Below are 18,038 nucleotides of genomic sequence, written 5' to 3'. Positions count from 1 at the left end.
CCCCTAAAAAGCAAAACGGGGAGGCCTTCCGCCCTCCCCGCTCCCCTCACCCCTTACAAACTTGGGAACGCAAACTGCGATGCTTCATGGCTGGCCCGCTGCGGCCACCGCTGGGTGATCGCCTTGCGTCGGGTATAGAAGCGCACCCCGTCCGGCCCGTACGCATGCAGGTCACCGAACAACGAACGTTTCCAGCCACCAAAGCTGTGATACGCCACCGGCACCGGCAGCGGCACGTTGACACCCACCATGCCCACTTCGATCTCGTCGCAGAACAAACGCGCGGCCTCACCGTCACGGGTAAAGATGCACGTGCCGTTGCCATATTCATGTTCGTTGATCAGTTGCATGGCCTGTTCAAGGCTGTTGACCCGCACGACGCACAGTACCGGCCCGAAAATCTCTTCTTTATAGATACGCATCTCTGGCGTGACCTTGTCGAACAAGGTACCGCCCACAAAGTAGCCATCTTCATTCCCGGCCACTCGGAAGCCACGGCCATCCACCACCAGCTCGGCACCCGCGGCAACGCCTTCATCGATGTAGCCCACCACCTTGTCACGCGCAGCGGCAGTGACCAGTGGCCCCATGTCCAGACCACACGAGGTGCCTGCACCAATCTTCAAGGCTTTGATCTGCGGTTGCAGCTTGGCGATCAGCGCATCAGCCACCTGGTCACCCACGCACACCGCCACCGAAATGGCCATGCAGCGTTCGCCACACGAACCGTAGGCCGCCCCCATCAAGGCGCTGACCGCGTTATCCAGGTCGGCGTCCGGCATCAGTACCGCGTGGTTCTTGGCACCGCCCAGGGCTTGCACGCGCTTGCCGCGCTTGGTGCCCTCGGCATAGATGTACTCGGCAATCGGCGTAGACCCAACAAAGCTGAGCGCTTTCACTTCCGGTGCTTCGATCAACGCATCCACCGCTTCCTTGTCACCGTGCACCACGTTGAGGATGCCCTTCGGCAGACCGGCCTCCAGTAGCAATTGGGCGATGAACAGGGTGGAGCTAGGGTCACGCTCGGAGGGCTTGAGGATGAAGGCGTTACCACAGGCAATGGCCAGCGGGTACATCCACAGCGGCACCATGGCCGGGAAGTTGAACGGCGTGATACCGGCAACCACACCCAACGGCTGGAAATCAGACCAGGCATCGATGTTCGGGCCCACGTTGCGGCTGTACTCGCCTTTGAGCACCTCAGGCGCGGCGCAGGCGAACTCGACGTTCTCGATACCACGCTTCAGTTCGCCAGCGGCGTCTTCCAGCGTCTTGCCATGCTCTTCGCTGATCATTTGCGAAATGCGCGCTTCATTCTGCTCCAGCAGTTGCTTGAAGCGGAACATCACCTGAGCCCGCTTGGCCGGTGGCGTATTGCGCCAGGCCGGGAACGCCGCCTTGGCCGAGTCGATCGCTTCCTGCACGGTCGCGCGGCTGGCCAGCTCGACTTTGCGCACGGCCTGGCCGGTGGATGGGTTGAAGACATCGGCGGTGCGCTCACCCTTGGTAACCAGCTCGCCATGAATCAGGTGCTGAACAATGCTCATGCAAAACTCCAGATGAAGAAGGTAGAGGCCGGCGCGCGCTTGCGCACGCGCCGCGCAGCAAAATCAGAAAGATCAGTCGATCAGGTTCAGGGTTTCGCCGACAGCGTCGAACAGACGGTCCAGTTCATGCGGCTGGGTGTTGAAGGTTGGGCCGAACTGCAAGGTGTCGCCACCAAAGCGTACATAGAAGCCCGCGCGCCACAGTTTCATCGCCGCTTCGTAAGGGCGAACAATGGCATCACCGTCACGGGCGGCGATCTGGATCGCGCCAGCCAGGCCATAGTTACGGATATCGACGACGTTCTTGGTGCCCTTCACGCCATGCAGCAGCTTTTCGAAGTGCGGCGCCAGCTCGGCCGATGCCTGCACCAGGTTTTCCTTCTGCAGCAGGTCCAACGCAGCGATACCCGCGGCACAGGCCACCGGGTGGGCCGAGTAGGTATAACCGTGCGGGAACTCCACGGCGTACTCTGGCGTTGGCTGGTCCATGAAGGTTTGGTAGATCTCGCTGCTGGCAATCACCGCGCCCATTGGAATGGCGCCGTTGGTCACCTGCTTGGCGATGCACATCAGGTCCGGGGTTACGCCAAAGGCCTGCGAGCCGGTCATGGCGCCCATGCGGCCGAAGCCGGTAATCACTTCGTCGAAGATCAGCAGAATGTTGTGCTGGGTGCAGATTTCACGCAGGCGCTTGAGGTAGCCCTTCGGCGGCGGCAGCACACCGGCGGAACCGGCCATGGGCTCGACGATCACCGCAGCGATATTGGACGCGTCGTGCAGCTCGATCAGTTTGAGCATTTCTTCGGCAAGGGCGATGCCACCCTCTTCGGGCATGCCTTTGGAGAACGCGTTCACCGGCAATACGGTATGAGGCAGATGGTCGACATCCAGCAGTTGGCCGAACATCTTGCGGTTGCCATTCACCCCACCGAGGCTGGTGCCGGCGATGTTCACCCCGTGGTAGCCACGGGCACGGCCGATGATCTTGGTCTTGGTCGCCTGGCCTTTCAGGCGCCAGTAAGCCCGCACCATCTTCAGCGCCGTGTCGGCGCACTCGGAGCCCGAGTTGGTATAGAAGACGTGGTTCAGGTTACCTGGCACCAGGTCGGCGATCTTTTCCGCCAGCTGGAACGACAATGGGTGGCCGAACTGGAACGCCGGGGAGTAATCGAGCGTGCCCAACTGGCGGGTTACTGCGTCGGTGATTTCCTTGCGGGTGTGCCCGGCGCCGCAGGTCCAAAGGCCGGAAAGCGCGTCAAAGATCCTGCGCCCCTGGTCATCGACCAGGTGGTTGCCATCGGCCGCCACGATCAGGCGGGGGTCGCGCTGGAAGTTGCGGTTGGCCGTGTACGGCATCCAGTGGGCGTCAAGCTTGAGCTGGCTGGCGATACCCACGGGGGCGGTCTCAGGCATGTTCATCGGCGGTTCCTCGAAAGACGATCAGGCAACGATGGATGTGGTTGCAGCTAAGTTGGCACGCGGATAGAGTCTGAAAAAGCCTACATTTCTAATCTTCACACAGGCCGCTACTAAACTAATGAGCCGACGCCCCGATCCACTTGCGCAGGTCAGCGACTTCGACATCCGCCTGCTGAAGATCTACCGCAGCGTAGTCGAATGCGGTGGTTTTTCGGCCGCCGAGAACGTGCTGGGCATCGGCCGCTCGGCCATCAGCCAGCAAATGAACGACCTTGAGCAACGCCTGGGGCTGCGCTTGTGCCAGCGTGGCCGCGCCGGTTTCTCGCTGACCGAGGAAGGCCGCGAGGTCTACCATTCGGCCTTGCAACTGCTCAGCGCGCTGGAAAGTTTCCGTACCGAGGTCAACGGCCTGCACCAGCATCTGCGCGGCGAGCTGAACATCGGCCTGACCGATAACCTGGTCACCCTGCCGCACATGCGCATCACCCATGCCCTGGCCGAACTAAAAGACCGTGGCCCCGATGTGCGCATCCAGATCCGCATGATCGCGCCCAGCCAGGTCGAACACGGCGTGCTCGACGGCAGCCTGCATGTAGGCGTGGTGCCACAGACCAGCCCGCTTTCGGGCCTGGAATATCAACCGTTGTACAGCGAGCGTTCTTTGCTGTACTGCGCGGTCGGTCACCCACTGTTCTATGCCGACGACCAGCAGATCGACGACGAGCGCCTCAACAGCCAGGAAGCCATCACCCCCACATTCCGCCTGCCGGCCGAAATCCAGGCGCATTACCAGGCGCTGCACTGCACGGCCAGTGCTTCGGACCGTGAGGGCATGGCGTTTCTCATCCTTACCGGGCGCTACATTGGTTACCTGCCCGACCACTACGCCACGTTCTGGGTCCAGCAGGGCCGCTTGCGTGCACTCAAACCGCGCGAGCGCTTCTACGACCTGAGCCTGAGCTGGGTGACACGCAAAGGCCGGCGACCCAATTTGGTCCTGGAAAGCTTTCTCGACAGCCTGGCTGCGACACGCTGATGCCTGTCTCTGCCGCAAACGCTTGTCACCTTGGCACAGGCAGGTAATCTTGTCCGACAGCCGCAGCCACTGACCCGTACGGAATCGTCCATGACCCTAGAAGTCCCTGCGCATCGCCTATCCGCCTCGGGCAAGCCCGCGGGCCGCATCCGCCAGAAGAACGAACAGGCCATTATCCAGGCCGCCGAAGACGAGTTTGCCCGCCATGGCTTCAAGGGCACCAGCATGAACACCATTGCGCTGAAGGCAGGCTTGCCCAAGGCCAACCTGCATTATTACTTCACCAACAAGCTGGGCCTCTACATTGCCGTGCTCAGCAACATCATCGAGCTGTGGGACAGCACCTTCAATGCCCTGAGCGTCGAGGACGACCCCGGTGCAGCACTGAGCCAGTACATTCGCACCAAGATGGAGTTCTCGCGGCGCAACCCCCAGGCATCGCGTATTTTCGCCATGGAAGTGATCAGCGGCGGCACCTGCCTGACCGAGTACTTCAGTGCCGACTACCGCGAATGGTTCCGTGGCCGCGCCGCCGTGTTCGAGGCGTGGATGGATGCCGGCAAGATGGACCGGGTAGACCCTGTGCATCTGATATTCCTGCTGTGGGGCAGCACCCAGCACTATGCCGATTTCGCCACCCAGATCTGCCAGGTTACCGGCCGTAGCCGCCTGACCAAGCAAGACATGGAAGAAGCGAGCAACAACCTTATCCACATCATTCTCAAGGGCTGCGGCATCAAGCCGGCTGCCTGACCCACATTTATGCCCTCTACCCTGCTCGACCTCTGCGAATACCGCGAGGAAATCCGTAAAAGCCGCTTCATCACCCTGGCCGGGCCGATCACCAGTGCCGCCGAAGCGATGAGTTTCATCGAACGCCATAGCGACCTGGCCGCCACCCATAACTGCTGGGCCTGGAAGCTCGGCGCGCAGTACCGCAGCAGCGACGACGGCGAGCCCGGTGGCACTGCCGGGCGGCCCATCCTGGCCGCGATCGAGGCGCAGGACTGCGATCAGGTCGTGGTACTGGTGATTCGCTGGTACGGCGGTATCCAGCTGGGTACGGGCGGCCTGGCCAGGGCCTACGGTGGGGGCGCCAACAAATGCCTGCAACAGGCCCCCAAGCGGCTGCTGGTGCAGCGCAGCGAGTTCGCCTGCAGTTGCAGCTTCAGCGAATTGGCACTGGTAAAACTGCGCCTGGCCGAGGTCGATGGGCTGGTGCTCGACGAGCAGTTCACAGCCAACGGCGTGGACCTGTTAATCGCTCTGGGTGATGTCCACCTCGCGGCGTTGCAGCAGCAACTGGCCGACATTAGCCGCGGGCGTATACTGCTGCAAACGCGCTGAAACTGCCCACAACTGCTGTGGGCCTGCCTGTGGATAAGCTTGGGGAATTATGCTGCAAGGCAGAACAGGCAAGGCTTGTAGCGCTTCGATCATTATTTGATCGGCACTGCCGGCAGGCTCAAGGCACTGAATAAATTCAGGTTATCCCCAGCGTCAAGCCTACCCCCTCTGCAGCGTCAGCCCGCGTTTCACACAATAACTGTGGAGCAGCCTGTGGATAACCCGTGCGCCAACGTGCAAAGCCCCCAGCGGCAAGGGGTTTACAGCCGCTGCACATTTTTTGACCATCCGATTCTGGCAGAGCCTCTAAACTGCCACCTCCATCCAGCAAAACCAACAAGGAGCGCCCCATGGCTGACGCAAAAAACGCACTTATCATCGGCGCCTCGCGCGGGCTCGGCCTGGGCTTGGTGCAACGCTTGCAGGAAGACGGCTGGACCGTCACCGCCACCGTCCGCAACCTTCAGCAGCCCGGAGCCCTGGCAGCTGTGCCTGGCGTGCACATCGAGCAACTGGAAATGAACGACACAGCCCAGCTCGATGGCCTGCAACAACGCCTGCAAGGCCAGGTATTCGACCTGGTGTTCGTCAACGCCGGGGTCATGGGCCCACTGCCGCAAGACCTGGAAAGCGTGCACAAAGACGCCATCGGCGACCTGTTCATGACCAATGCCGTGGCCCCGATTCGCGTCGCCCGCCGCCTGGTCGGCCAAGTTCGCAACGGCAGTGGCGTGCTGGCCTTCATGAGTTCGGTCCTGGGCAGCGTCACTGTCCCCGACGGCGGAGAACTCTGCTTGTACAAAGCCAGCAAGGCGGCGTTGAACTCGATGATCAACAGCTTCGTCGTCGAACAACAACGCCCCGACCTGTGCGTTCTGGCCATGCACCCTGGCTGGGTGAAGACTGACATGGGTGGCGAACACGCAGAGATCGACGTGCTCACCAGCACCCGCGGCATGCTTGAACAAATCAAGGCGCAAAGCGGTACGGGCGGCCTGCGCTTCATCAACTACAAAGGCGAAACCCTGACCTGGTGATTCATCAGGTCGCAGCCCGGCCGGGCGCAATACCCGGCCAGCCCCTGTAGAATGCCGGCAACCGTACCTGATTGAGACATGCCCTTATGTATGACTGGTTGAACGCCCTGCCCAAGGCGGAACTGCACCTGCACCTTGAAGGCTCGCTGGAGCCTGAGCTGCTGTTCGCCCTGGCCGAGCGCAACAAGATCGCCCTGCCTTGGGCCGATGTGGAAACCCTGCGCGGGGCCTATGCCTTCAACAATCTCCAGGAGTTCCTGGATCTGTATTACCAGGGCGCCGATGTATTGCGCACCGAGCAGGACTTCTATGACCTGACCTGGGCCTACCTGCAGCGCTGCAAGGCGCAGAACGTGATCCATACCGAGCCGTTCTACGACCCGCAAACCCACACCGACCGGGGTATCCCCTTTGAAGTGGTGCTCAACGGGATCAACCAGGCGCTCAAGGATGGCCGCGAGCAGTTGGGCATCAGCAGTGGCCTTATCCTGAGCTTCCTGCGCCACCTGAGCGAAGAGGAGGCACAAAAGACCCTCGACCAGGCGCTGCCCTTCCGCGATGCGTTCATTGCCGTTGGCCTGGACAGCTCGGAAATGGGCCACCCGCCCAGCAAGTTCCAGCGCGTATTCGACCGCGCGCGTAGCGAGGGCCTGGTTGCCGTCGCCCACGCTGGCGAAGAAGGCCCGCCCGAGTACATCTGGGAGGCGCTGGACCTGCTGCAGGTCAAGCGAATCGACCACGGCGTACGCGCCATCGAAGATGAGCGGCTGATGCAGCGCATCATCGACGAACAGATCCCGCTGACCGTGTGCCCGCTTTCCAATACCAAGCTCTGCGTGTTCGACCACATGAGCCAGCACAACATCCTCGACATGCTCGAGCGTGGCGTGAAGGTCACCGTGAACTCGGACGACCCGGCGTATTTCGGCGGCTACGTCACGGAGAACTTCCACGCCCTGCACACTCACTTGGGCATGAGCGAAGACCAGGCCCGCCGCCTGGCCCAGAACAGCCTGGACGCCAGGCTCGTCTGACGCGCGGCTCAACCCACCTGCAAGGTGGCTACGCGGGCTATGCGATTGATCTGCTGGATGCCCAGCGCCGAGATATGCAATGCCCGCGTGTCCTCGGCCTCGCGCATCCAGCCAGATTGCAGGAACAGCCGGAACAAGGCCTGACCCAACACGCCCCCCAGGTGCGGCGCCTGGTCGTTCCACTCGGTGCAGCGGCAGATCACGCAGCCACGCTGGTGGTGCGGCGCCAAGGCATCGATGTACACCCCTACCAGGGCCAACTGCGCCCGCCCTTCATCACTGACCATCAACAGGCGGCCACTGCCTTCCAGCCAGCCCGCGACCACCATGCGGTGGTATAGCTCACTGGCCAGTTCGCCCCCCAGGTGATCCCCACAGCGACGCGCCCGGCGCAGCGACATGGGCAGCGGTGACACCGGCGCCTTGGCCCGCTCCCCCCTGGCGCTTTCCAGTTGCACGCTGGCCAGGGCCTCTACCGCCGCCCCGACCTGCGGGGTGGCCAGGCGAAAATAGCGTTTGCGGCCACGGGCCTCATGCCTCAGCAGCCCAGCCGATGACAGCAACGACAAGTGCGCGCAAGCCGACGACGAGGTCAGGCCGGTCATCATCGCAAGCTCGTTGGCCAGGCGCGGCGTGCCGTCGATCAATGCCCACAACATGGCACTGCGCTTGGGGTCGGCCATCAGGCTGGCGATCTGGCTGATACTGCTGACTGCGTTCATGTCCCTGTAACTCCCTGCAAGTTCACTGTGTGGATGCGATGGCCAACCCTGGCAGGGAAGCACCTCTCGCTGGCACTGGCCTGGATCGCCAGTATAAGCCGCAGAAATGCTCAATCTGGCAGCCCCACAACGCCCAGTCCCCGTCGAAAAGCCAGTGGGTATACCTACCCATTGCAAGTCGGGAACAGGACCGATGCGACGGCGAAAACCCTGTGCCTAGGCATTTCGGCCGGTTGCGGCAGACGCTCGTAAACTCAGCAGGAAAAAAACCTTCGGCACGTTCGGACGTAGCCGACAGCCAGGTACTACAAGTAGCGCAAACTAAAGCGAACGTTTCCCGGCCTTGCAGGCATTGCAGCGCAACCGGCAAACACCCAATCAGGCACCGCCAGTCAGGACACTGAACCAGTGCATGGCAGAAGAGAGCAGCAGCGCTAAACTGGTTCCGCTCCCTTCTGGAGGTAAGCCGCGATGAAAATTGTCGTCAGCGCTTCGCGCCGAAACCCCGCCTGCCCCTGGCAGGTCCAGCTCGATCAACATGTAGTCGGTTTTCGCAGCGAGGCCGAGGCACGGGCCTTTGTCGCCACGCTGGAAAGCCGCCTGCGCGCCCCTCACCCGCTCAAGCGCGAACCCTGGCCTGCAAACGGCGGGTCAGTAGCGCGGCACTGACTGCCAATCCACCGCAAAGGCAGATCACCAGGGCCATCGGCACGGCACTGCCATCGTGCAGCAGCCCAACCAGGGCCGCTGCGCCCGCCGCCACACTGAACTGGACACAGCCCATCAGCGCCGAGGCACTGCCGGCACGCGCGCCCTGGCCGCTCATGGCGCAAGCCGAGGCATTGGGGATGATGCAACCGAGGCTGGCAATGCAGATGAACAACGGCACCAGCAGCGGCCACAACGCGGTCGGCCGCAACGCCGTCACCCCGAGCAGCGCCAGCCCGGCCCCCAGGTACAGCCACACGGCACGGGCCAGCAGGAAGGCCGGCCCACGCTTGGCCAGCAAGCGGGCGTTCACCTGCGCCACCAGGATAAAGCCCGCTGCGTTGGCACCAAACAGCCAGCCATAGTGCTCGGCTGGCACGCCATACAGCTTGATGAACACGAAAGGTGAACCGGCGATGTAGGCGAACATGCCGGCAATGGCGATACCGCCCGTCACCGCATGGCCGAGGAACACCCGGTCTGCCAGCAGGCGCAGGTACTGGCGCAAAGCGCCGGACAAGGGCTGGCGCGGCATGTGCTCAGGCATGCTCTCCGGCAACCCGAGGCTTACCGCCAACAGGCAAGCGGCACTGAACAGGCTCAGGGTAAGGAAAATCGATTGCCAACCGGCCACATTCACCAGCACCCCACCCAGCATCGGCGCCAGGATCGGTGCCAGGCCCATGACCAGCATCAACTGCGAGAACACCTTGGCCGAGGCGACCGGGTCGCACTTGTCGCTGACGATGGCCCGCGACAGCACCATGCCCGCACAACCGCCAAGGGCCTGGACGAAGCGGGCCAGCACCAGGGTGTCGAGGTCGGGGGCATAGGCGCAGGCCAGTGACGCCAGGGTGAATACGGTCACGCCGAACATCAGCGGCTTGCGCCGGCCAAAACGGTCAGCCACCGGCCCGTAAGCCAGTTGGCCGATGGACAGGCCAAGGAAATAGGCGGCCAATGTGGCCTGGACGTGTTTTTCGTCGGTGGCGAACGCCTGCGCCATGGCCGGGAAGGCAGGCAGGTAGAAGTCGATCGCCAAGGGCCCGAACGCACTGAGTGCGCCCAGGATGAGCACCATTCGCAGGTTCATCAGGAATCCATAGCAGGCTAAGCAAGTAGATGATTCTACCTGCTGTCGCCCCTAGGAATGTGAAAACATTTGCAACAAACCTAGGCACTGTCGCGATGGGCCGGACAGCGGCCCCACCGTCAGGGCCTCAACCCAAAACCCGGGTCGACGCCTGTTATCCCACCTCAGCCTGATACCCTTCATCGCGGATGGCCGCCAGAACCTGCTCCTGCGCCAACGTACTCTGCACCCGCACCTGTTTGGCCATCAAGTCGACTTCGACCTTGGCGGCCGCATCCTGCTCCTGCACTGCCCGCGTCACGGCCTTTACACAGTGGCCACAGGTCATGCCTTGTACATTGAACACTTGCATAGGGTTGCCTCCTTCAGGTTTTCCACGAGTTTCAAGCTTGCCATCAGGGCAAGGTCAAGTGCCGTGTGGAACAGCTGGGGTGGAAATCCGCACGCGCGTCGGCCAAGCTGCGCCTTTGACGATCAGCCAAGCAGGAGATTTTTCATGTTCAGGGCAGCATTGGGCGTCGTCGGGTTGGTCAGCGCACTGACTGTGGTGCCACCGGCCAGCGCAGAGGACAACTCGGCCTACAGCGTACTGATCATTTCCCGGGAGCGCCTGGAAGTGGCTACCAGCTGTGAAATCGGGGTGTACCTCAATGATCAGCTTTCCGGGCGGGTGTTTCAGGAGCAATCCACCTCGTTCAACCTGCCGCCTGGCCCGGTCGATGTGCGCCTGCGCCTGTTGCCTGGGCAAACCCCGGGTTGCGCGCCAGGCATCGAGGACCAACGCAGCACACGTTTGAACCTGCAGGCGGGCCAGATCAACAAATATCGCATCACCATGGGTCATTATGGGCTGGAGTTGACGCGCGCCGACCTAGGCTATTGACCTTCCCCGCATGGCAAGGTTGATGCTGCAGCCCTGCCCAAGGAGGAGAGCCATGCCCGCATCCACCACCTATGACCTGCCGATCTCCGGCATGACCTGCGCCAGCTGTGCTGGCCGGGTCGAGCGCGCATTGCGCAAGGTCAGCGGCGCTGAACACGTCAGCGTCAACCTCACCACTGAAAAAGCCCGGGTCCAGGCCCCGGCCGACCGCCTGCCAGCCTTGGTCGATGCAGTACGTGAAGCGGGCTACGGCGTGCCCACGCGCACGCTGGAACTGCAGATCGGCGGCATGACCTGCGCCAGTTGCGTGGGCCGTGTGGAGCGGGCCCTTGGCAAAGTGCCCGGGGTGGAACGGGTGAGTGTCAACCTGGCCAATGAACGTGCCCACCTTGAAGTGCTGGCCGCCCTCGACGACAACCTGCTGATCGAAACGGTACACAAGGCCGGCTACAGCGCCGGCGTGCCGCAAGCCGCCAAAGACGAGCAGGCCGCCGCCCAGCGCCGCCTGCGTAACGACCGCCTGGCAGTGGCTGCAGCATTGCTGCTGGCGCTGCCATTGGTGCTGCCCATGCTGGTGCAGCCATTCGGCCTGCACTGGATGCTGCCCGCCTGGGCGCAATTCCTGCTGGCCACCCCTGTGCAGTTCATTCTCGGCGCCCGCTTCTATATCGCCGCCTGGAAAGCCGTGCGTGCCGGCGCCGGCAACATGGACCTGCTGGTTGCCCTGGGGACCAGCGCCGGTTACGGCCTTAGCCTCTATCAATGGGCCCAGGCCCCCGCCGGCATGGCCCCGCACCTGTACTTCGAGGCCTCGGCGGTGGTGATCGCTTTGGTGCTGCTGGGCAAGTACCTGGAAAGCCGTGCCAAACGCCAGACCGCCAGCGCCATTCGCGCCCTCGAGGCCCTGCGCCCGGAGCGCGCAGTGCGCGTGGTTGGCGACCGGGAAGAAGATGTGGCGATCGCCCAGCTGCGCCTGGGTGACTTGGTGCTGGTCAAGCCCGGCGAGCGCTTTCCGGTCGATGGCGTGGTCGAGGATGGCAGCAGCCATGCCGATGAAGCCCTGATCAGCGGCGAGAGCCTGCCAGTGCCCAAACACCCCGGCGACAGCGTCACCGGTGGCGCCATCAATGGCGAAGGCCGGCTGCTGGTACGCACCGAAGCCCTGGGCACCGAGACTGTGCTGGCGCGCATCATCCGCCTGGTGGAAGACGCGCAGGCCGCCAAGGCGCCGATCCAGAAGCTGGTCGACCGGGTCAGCCAGGTATTCGTCCCGGCCGTGCTGGTGCTGGCGCTGCTGACCCTGCTGGGCTGGTGGCTGGCTGGCGCGGCGCTGGAAACCGCCCTGATCAACGCCGTGGCCGTGCTGGTCATCGCCTGCCCTTGCGCCCTTGGCCTGGCCACACCGGCAGCGATCATGGCCGGCACCGGCGTCGCCGCCCGCCATGGCATCCTCATCAAAGATGCCGAGGCGCTGGAGCGTGCGCATGCGGTGAACCGTGTGGTGTTCGACAAGACCGGTACCCTGACCTCGGGCAGCCCGCGGGTAGTCCACAGCCAGGCACTGGTCGGCGACAGCGCCAGCCTGCATCGCCTGGCCGGCGCCCTGCAACGGGGCAGTGAACACCCGTTGGCCAAGGCGGTGCTGCAGGCCTGCACCGAGCAAGGCCTGCAGGTACCCAGCGTCAGCGACAGCCAGTCGCTCACCGGGCGCGGCATTGCCGGGCGTGTCGAGGGCCGTGAGCTGGCACTGGGCAACCGCCGCTTGCTCGATGAAAGCGGGCTGCAGCCCGGCGGCCTGGCCGACCAGGCACGCGCCTGGGAAGCCGAGGGGCGTACCCTGTCGTGGCTGATCGAACGCGGTCAGCAAGCACAGGTGCTGGGCCTGTTCGCCTTTGGTGACAGCCTCAAGCCCGGCGCCGCCGAGGCCATCGACACCCTGCATGCGCAGCACATCAGCAGCCATCTGCTGACTGGCGATAACCGGGGTAGCGCCAAGGTGGTCGCCGAAGCCTTGGGCATCGACGATGTGCACGCCGAAGTGCTGCCGGCCGACAAGGCCGCGACTGTGGCGGCGCTCAAGCAGGCTGGCGTGGTCGCCATGGTCGGCGACGGCATAAACGACGCGCCGGCGTTGGCCGCCGCCGACATCGGCATCGCCATGGGGGGGGGCACCGACGTGGCGATGCAGGCAGCCGGCATCACCTTGATGCGCGGCGACCCGCGCCTGGTGCCCGCTGCGCTGGAAATCAGCCGCAAGACCTACGCCAAGATCCGCCAGAATCTGTTCTGGGCATTCATCTACAACCTGATCGGTATCCCGCTGGCTGCACTGGGCTACCTCAACCCGGTACTGGCGGGCGCCGCCATGGCCTTGTCCAGCGTCAGCGTGGTCAGCAACGCGCTGTGGCTGAAGGCCTGGAAACCCGCCCGCGCCCCCCAGGAGGCAAAATGAACATTGGCCAGGCCGCCCGCCGTAGTGGGCTCAGCACCAAGATGATCCGTTATTACGAATCCATCGGCCTGCTCAAGCCGGCCACGCGCAGCGACAATGGCTACCGCCTGTACCGGGACGAGGACTTGCACAGCCTGGCGTTCATCAAGCGCTCACGCGACCTGGGGTTTTCCCTGGAAGAAGTGGGCAAGCTGCTGACGCTGTGGCAAGACCGCCAGCGGGCCAGCGCCGATGTGAAGGCATTGGCGATGCAGCATATCGATGAACTGAACCGGCGCATCGAGGAACTGGTCAGCCTGCGCAACACACTTGGCGAGCTGGTATCCCACTGCCAGGGGGATGACCGCCCAGACTGCCCGATCCTCAGCGACCTGGCCAATGGCACCGCTGGCAACTGCTGCCGCTGACGTTTGGTATGCCAAAAGCGTCCTTCCACGACCGAATAGTCACCAATCACGACTTTATCCAATAAATACGGGCGCTTCGGCTACATAAAACCCGGTTGCTGCCGATGCACTGGTTACCTGCCTCGTGTGTCGACTACAACAATTCCGGGAGCGTCGATGAGCATCAAACAGAAACTGACCTGGGCATTCGCGGTCATCGCCGGTTTGCCCATCGTGCTGGTGGCCACCCTGGTGGTCCTTAACCTGCGTGGCGAAGCCCGCGATGGATTCCTTGACGGCAGTAGCCGGGAAATCCGCCAGGTCAGCAACGCGATGAACATCTTCTTCCAGGGCATCAACCAGAACGTCGAGTACCTGGCCGCGCAACCGATGGTGGCCGCCACAGGCAGCAACCTGAACAAGTTCCTGAGTGCCAACCCGTCCTACGAGCTGGGCGATCAGGACAAGCAAGTGCTGGACTTCTTCACCCGCCTGGCAGATTCGCACCCCAACTATGCCTACGTGTCCTACGGCGTCAATGACGGCGGTTACGTCGGCTGGCCAGCAGGGCAGAAGTTCGTCAACTACGACCCACGCACACGGCCGTGGTACCAGTTGGCCATGGCCAACCCTGGCAAGACCGTGCGCACCGGCGCCTATTACTGGGCCGCCGATGACGCGGTGCTCATCAGTACCGTGCGCACGGTAGCCAACCAGTTGGGCAACCCCGGCGGTGTGGTCAACATCGACGTTTCGCTCAAAGGCCTGACCGAGATCGTCAAGCAGATCAAGCTGGGCGAGAGCGGCTACCTGATGCTGGTGGAAAGCAACGGCAACGTGATGGTCGACCCGCGCGACGCCGGCCACAACTTCAAGCAACTGGCCAGTTTTGGCGACGGCTATGCCGAGTTGGCCCAGGCCGGCAAGGGCCTGGCCGAAGTGGAGCTCAATGGTGTGCGCTACATGGCCAACGTCTACCCCGACGAGCGCCTGGGCTGGACCTTCATCGGCCTGATCGAGCAAGGCGAAGTGATGCAGACCACCACCCGCCTGACTTGGCTCATCGGTGTGGTCGCCTTGGTCCTGGCCACCCTGTTCGCCGTGGTCGGCGCCGCCTTCGCCAAACTGATCGTGCGCCCGATCAACAGCGTCACCAATGGGCTGGAAGACATTGCCCAGGGCGAGGGCGACCTGACCCGCAGCCTGGAAATTCGCGGCCGCGACGAAACCGCTCAGCTGGCCAACTGGTTCAACCAGTTCCTCGGTGCCATTCGTAGCCTGATCCAGCACATCGGTGCGGCAGCCAGCCAGATCCTCAGCACTTCGCACAGCTCGACCCAGGTGTCCAGCAACATGGCCGAAGCTGCAGGCCGCCAGCGCGAGGCCGTGGACATGGTGTCCACCGCCTTCCACGAAATGGTTGCCACCGCCAACGAAGTGGCGCGCTCGTGCAGCCAGGCGGCCCAGTCTGCGGACAGCGGCCAGCAACAGGCCCGTGAAGGTCAGCAGCAGATCGATGCGGCGGTAAACAGCGTCGACCGCCTGAGCCAGGAAATCGAGCAGTCGGCGCAGTCGATCCAGCAACTGGAGCGTGACAGCAACGCCATCCAGTCGATCCTCGGCACCATTCGCTCGATTGCCGAGCAGACCAACCTGCTGGCCCTGAACGCCGCCATCGAGGCCGCGCGGGCCGGCGAGCAAGGCCGTGGCTTTGCCGTGGTGGCCGATGAAGTGCGGGCGCTGGCCAAGCGCACGGCCGACTCCACTGCAGAAATCGATGGCTTGCTGGGCAACCTAGCCAGCCGCACCTCCGAGGTGGCTGCGCAGATGCATGCCAGCCTGGAAGTATCGCAGCAATCGGTCAGCCGTATCGGCCTGGCCCGCGACAGCTTCGGGCAGATCCGGGAGTCGGTAGACGTGATCCGTGACATGAACACGCAGATTGCAACCGCAGCCGAGGAACAGCACCAGGTAGCCGAAGATATCAACCGCCACATCAGCCAGATTCATGGGGATGCGCAGTTGGTGGCCGAGCTGGCCCAGGCAGCACGCCAGGATTCGGAAAGCCTGGCCGGGTTGTCCAATGAACTGGACGTACTGGTGCGCAGGTTCCGCACCTGATCAGGCGCCGGTGAATGCCGCTCCGTACCGGGGCGGCTTCAGCTACACATAGGCCAGCACCGGTAACCCCTGGTCAAAGCCTCAACTCCCCCGGCGTTGCCCCAAACAGCTGCTTGAACGCCGCAATGTACGCGGATGTGGAATCATACCCACAACCCAGCGCCGCCTCGGTCACGCTCTCCCCCGCCTCCAGCAACGCCAGCGACGACAGCAAGCGCATGCGCTGGCGCCAGTTGCGAAAGCTCAAGCCGGTTTCACGCTGGAACAGGCGCATCAGCGTTTTTTCGGAACACCCCAGTTGCCGCGCCCATTGCTGCAAGGTCTGCGCCTGGTCGGGTGCTGCAATCAAGCCATTGCACAGCGCCAGCAAACCCGGGTGGCGCGGCAACGGCAAGGAAAAGCCGACTTCCGGCAGGGTTCGTAACTGGTCGAGCAGCACCGCCACCAGCCGCGCCTGCGCACTGTCGCCCTCTGGGTAATCGGCTGGGTACAGGCAGAACTGCTTGATCAACTCACGCGCCAGCGGCGTCACCTCCAGTACCCGACACTGCGGGGCAGCCCAGGGGCAGGCGTCCCGGCGCACATACAGGCTGCGCATCTCGGCCTGCATCGAGGTCACCACCGCATGCTCGGCGTCAGCCGGGATCCACACCCCCCACTGCGGTGGCGCAAAGTAGCTCCCTGCGTCGGTATAAACACCGAGCACGCCGCTGATAGCGTAGGAAAACTGTACCCAGTCGTGCTGGTGGCGTGTGGTCCAGGAACCGGCGCCCAGGCTTTCGGCACGTGCGTACAGTGGCCTGGGCAAGTGCTTGAGTTCAGGAATGGGACGGGGCTGTCCGATGATCGGCATGGCGGCTTCTGTTAGTTCTGACCAGACAAGCCTAACAGTTACCGCCAACGCCTGCGGGATATCTGCCGCCTGCTGCGCGGGGATGCCTGCCAAACAGACGGCGGTTCTTCACCGCTCGACGATGACCGTGACCCCTTGCCCGCCCGCCGCACAAATGGAAATCAGGCCGCGCCCCTTCCCCGCCGTTGCCAGCAATTTTGCCAGGTTGGCCAGTATGCGCCCGCCGGTGGCGGCAAACGGGTGCCCGGCAGCCAGCGAACTGCCCTTGACGTTGAGCTTGCTGCGGTCGATAGCCCCCAACGGCGCATCCAGCCCCAGCCGCTCACGGCAGTAGCCCGCGTCTTCCCAGGCCTTGAGCGTACACAGCACCTGGGCAGCAAAGGCTTCGTGGATTTCGTAGTAGTCAAAGTCCTGCAACGTCAGGCCATTGCGTGCCAGCAAGCGTGGCACTGCATAGACCGGCGCCATCAGCAGCCCCTCGCGGCCAGTGACGAAGTCCACCGCTGCGGTTTCACCATCGACCAAGTGCGCCAGCACCGGTAACCCCTGTTGCGCGGCCCACTCTTCACTGGCCAGCAGCACCAGCGACGCACCATCGGTCAAGGGCGTGGAATTGCCTGCTGTCAACGTACCCTGGCCACTGCGGTCGAAGGCCGGCTTGAGCTTGGCCAACTGCTCCAATGTCAGGTCTGCGCGCAGGTTGTTGTCGCGCATCAGCGACAGGAACGGTGTCAGCAGGTCATCGTGCCAACCTTCGGCATAGGCCGCCGCCAGCCGCTGGTGGCTGAGCAACGCCAACTCGTCCTGGGCGGCACGGTCAATCTTCCAGGCCTGGGCCATACGTTCGCAATGCTCGCCCATCGACAACCCGGTGCGCGGCTCGCCGTTGCGTGGCAACTCAGGGCGCAGATGGTGCGGGCGCAACTGCAGAAAAGGCTTGAGCCGTTCGCCCAGGTTTTTGCCACGGTTGGCTTGCAGCAGGATATGACGCAGGCCTTCGTTGACCGCAATCGGCGCATCCGACGTGGTGTCCACGCCACCGGCAATGCCGCTGTCGATCTGCCCCAGCGCAATCTTGTTGGCCACCAGCAGCGCGGCCTCCAGGCCGGTGCCGCAAGCTTGCTGCAGGTCGTAGGCAGGGGTTTGCGGCGAAAGCCGCGAACCCAGCACACATTCGCGGGTCAGGTTCATGTCGCGGGACTGCTTGAGCACCGCGCCAGCGACCACCTCACCCAAGCGCAGCCCATGCAAGCGATAGCGCTCGATCAGCCCTTCGAGGGCCGCGGTCAGCATCGCCTGATTGCTGGCGGTGGCGTAGGCCCCATTGGAGCGGGCAAAGGGAATTCGGTTGCCGCCCAAGATCGCGACCCGGCGAAGTGAACGCATATGCCTGTTCCTCC

General features: G+C 63.4%; 17 protein-coding genes and 1 pseudogene. 11 read left to right on the top strand and 7 right to left on the bottom strand.

The annotated features are described in order from the left end of the window. Positions 1-53 precede the first annotated feature (53 nt). Together GEV39_RS02890 and aptA are read right to left on the bottom strand one after the other, a co-directional pair. The gene (locus tag GEV39_RS02890; protein ID WP_173887506.1) at positions 54-1,547 is read right to left on the bottom strand and encodes a CoA-acylating methylmalonate-semialdehyde dehydrogenase; all 1,494 of its coding nucleotides are present in this window, start codon (positions 1,545-1,547) and stop codon (positions 54-56) included. Between the two features lie 72 nt (positions 1,548-1,619). Continuing rightward, entirely contained in the window at positions 1,620-2,966 is a 1,347-nt protein-coding gene (gene aptA / locus GEV39_RS02885) for an omega-aminotransferase AptA (RefSeq protein ID WP_009685804.1), read from the bottom strand. Between the two features lie 118 nt (positions 2,967-3,084). Between aptA and GEV39_RS02880 the strand changes: the two genes are divergently transcribed. The 5 genes from GEV39_RS02880 to GEV39_RS02860 all read left to right on the top strand — a co-directional run bounded on the left by GEV39_RS02880 (position 3,085) and on the right by GEV39_RS02860 (position 7,420). Then, on the top strand, positions 3,085-4,002 hold the full coding sequence (locus GEV39_RS02880; RefSeq protein WP_009685803.1) for a LysR family transcriptional regulator: 918 nt from the start codon (positions 3,085-3,087) through the stop codon (positions 4,000-4,002). A 90-nt stretch (positions 4,003-4,092) separates the two neighbouring features. Further along, on the top strand, positions 4,093-4,755 hold the full coding sequence (locus tag GEV39_RS02875; protein ID WP_009685802.1) for a TetR/AcrR family transcriptional regulator: 663 nt from the start codon (positions 4,093-4,095) through the stop codon (positions 4,753-4,755). Positions 4,756-4,764: 9 nt separating this feature from the next. Continuing rightward, positions 4,765-5,349, top strand: coding sequence for an IMPACT family protein (locus tag GEV39_RS02870; protein ID WP_173887505.1), 585 nt, complete (start codon positions 4,765-4,767; stop codon positions 5,347-5,349). Between the two features lie 350 nt (positions 5,350-5,699). Further along, positions 5,700-6,386 carry an SDR family oxidoreductase gene (locus tag GEV39_RS02865; RefSeq protein WP_173887504.1) on the top strand — a complete coding sequence of 229 codons (687 nt, stop codon included), beginning with the start codon at positions 5,700-5,702 and terminating at the stop codon, positions 6,384-6,386. An 86-nt stretch (positions 6,387-6,472) separates the two neighbouring features. Further along, positions 6,473-7,420, top strand: coding sequence for an adenosine deaminase (locus tag GEV39_RS02860; protein WP_173887503.1), 948 nt, complete (start codon positions 6,473-6,475; stop codon positions 7,418-7,420). A gap of 8 nt (positions 7,421-7,428) precedes the next feature. On the opposite strand, the gene GEV39_RS02855 is transcribed toward GEV39_RS02860, so the two are convergent. Continuing rightward, positions 7,429-8,142 (bottom strand): ArsR/SmtB family transcription factor, encoded by a 714-nt coding sequence (locus tag GEV39_RS02855; protein ID WP_173887502.1) that lies wholly within the window; start codon positions 8,140-8,142, stop codon positions 7,429-7,431. A 471-nt stretch (positions 8,143-8,613) separates the two neighbouring features. Between GEV39_RS02855 and GEV39_RS25980 the strand changes: the two genes are divergently transcribed. Next, complete coding sequence (locus GEV39_RS25980) at positions 8,614-8,811, top strand: hypothetical protein (protein ID WP_249414320.1); 198 nt, start codon at positions 8,614-8,616, stop codon at positions 8,809-8,811. On the opposite strand, the gene GEV39_RS02850 is transcribed toward GEV39_RS25980, so the two are convergent. Beyond that, positions 8,762-9,943, bottom strand: coding sequence for a multidrug effflux MFS transporter (locus GEV39_RS02850; RefSeq protein WP_173887501.1), 1,182 nt, complete (start codon positions 9,941-9,943; stop codon positions 8,762-8,764). The two genes, GEV39_RS25980 and GEV39_RS02850, sit on opposite strands and share 50 nt — an antisense overlap. A gap of 154 nt (positions 9,944-10,097) precedes the next feature. Beyond that, the gene (locus tag GEV39_RS02845) at positions 10,098-10,295 is read right to left on the bottom strand and encodes a heavy-metal-associated domain-containing protein (protein WP_173887500.1); all 198 of its coding nucleotides are present in this window, start codon (positions 10,293-10,295) and stop codon (positions 10,098-10,100) included. A 144-nt stretch (positions 10,296-10,439) separates the two neighbouring features. Between GEV39_RS02845 and GEV39_RS02840 the strand changes: the two genes are divergently transcribed. The 5 genes and pseudogenes from GEV39_RS02840 (at position 10,440) to GEV39_RS26455 (ending at position 15,785) form a co-directional block, all read left to right on the top strand. Beyond that, complete coding sequence (locus tag GEV39_RS02840) at positions 10,440-10,826, top strand: hypothetical protein (RefSeq protein WP_173887499.1); 387 nt, start codon at positions 10,440-10,442, stop codon at positions 10,824-10,826. 52 nt (positions 10,827-10,878) lie between these two features. Next, positions 10,879-13,278: a heavy metal translocating P-type ATPase gene (locus GEV39_RS02835; RefSeq protein WP_173887498.1), complete on the top strand. Its 2,400-nt coding sequence runs from the start codon at positions 10,879-10,881 to the stop codon at positions 13,276-13,278. Further along, entirely contained in the window at positions 13,275-13,685 is a 411-nt protein-coding gene (cueR, locus tag GEV39_RS02830) for a Cu(I)-responsive transcriptional regulator (RefSeq protein ID WP_173887497.1), read from the top strand. The genes GEV39_RS02835 and cueR overlap by 4 nt, the downstream gene beginning before the upstream one ends. 156 nt (positions 13,686-13,841) lie before the next feature. After that, positions 13,842-14,927 (top strand): annotated as a pseudogene (locus GEV39_RS26460) (HAMP domain-containing protein); the annotation flags it as partial. A gap of 90 nt (positions 14,928-15,017) precedes the next feature. Beyond that, on the top strand, positions 15,018-15,785 hold the full coding sequence (locus GEV39_RS26455; protein WP_392501238.1) for a methyl-accepting chemotaxis protein: 768 nt from the start codon (positions 15,018-15,020) through the stop codon (positions 15,783-15,785). 73 nt (positions 15,786-15,858) lie between these two features. Here GEV39_RS26455 and GEV39_RS02820 read toward each other — a convergent pair whose 3' ends face one another. After that, complete coding sequence (locus GEV39_RS02820) at positions 15,859-16,638, bottom strand: AraC family transcriptional regulator (protein WP_173887495.1); 780 nt, start codon at positions 16,636-16,638, stop codon at positions 15,859-15,861. A gap of 108 nt (positions 16,639-16,746) precedes the next feature. Continuing rightward, positions 16,747-18,024, bottom strand: coding sequence for an acetyl-CoA C-acetyltransferase (locus GEV39_RS02815; RefSeq protein ID WP_173887494.1), 1,278 nt, complete (start codon positions 18,022-18,024; stop codon positions 16,747-16,749). Positions 18,025-18,038 lie beyond the last annotated feature (14 nt).

Source organism: Pseudomonas sp. NY5710 (assembly GCF_013305665.1).
Lineage (GTDB): Bacteria > Pseudomonadota > Gammaproteobacteria > Pseudomonadales > Pseudomonadaceae > Aquipseudomonas > Aquipseudomonas juntendi.
The sequence above is the reverse complement of the archived record's forward strand: the minus strand, read 5'-3'. Positions and strand labels throughout refer to the sequence as shown.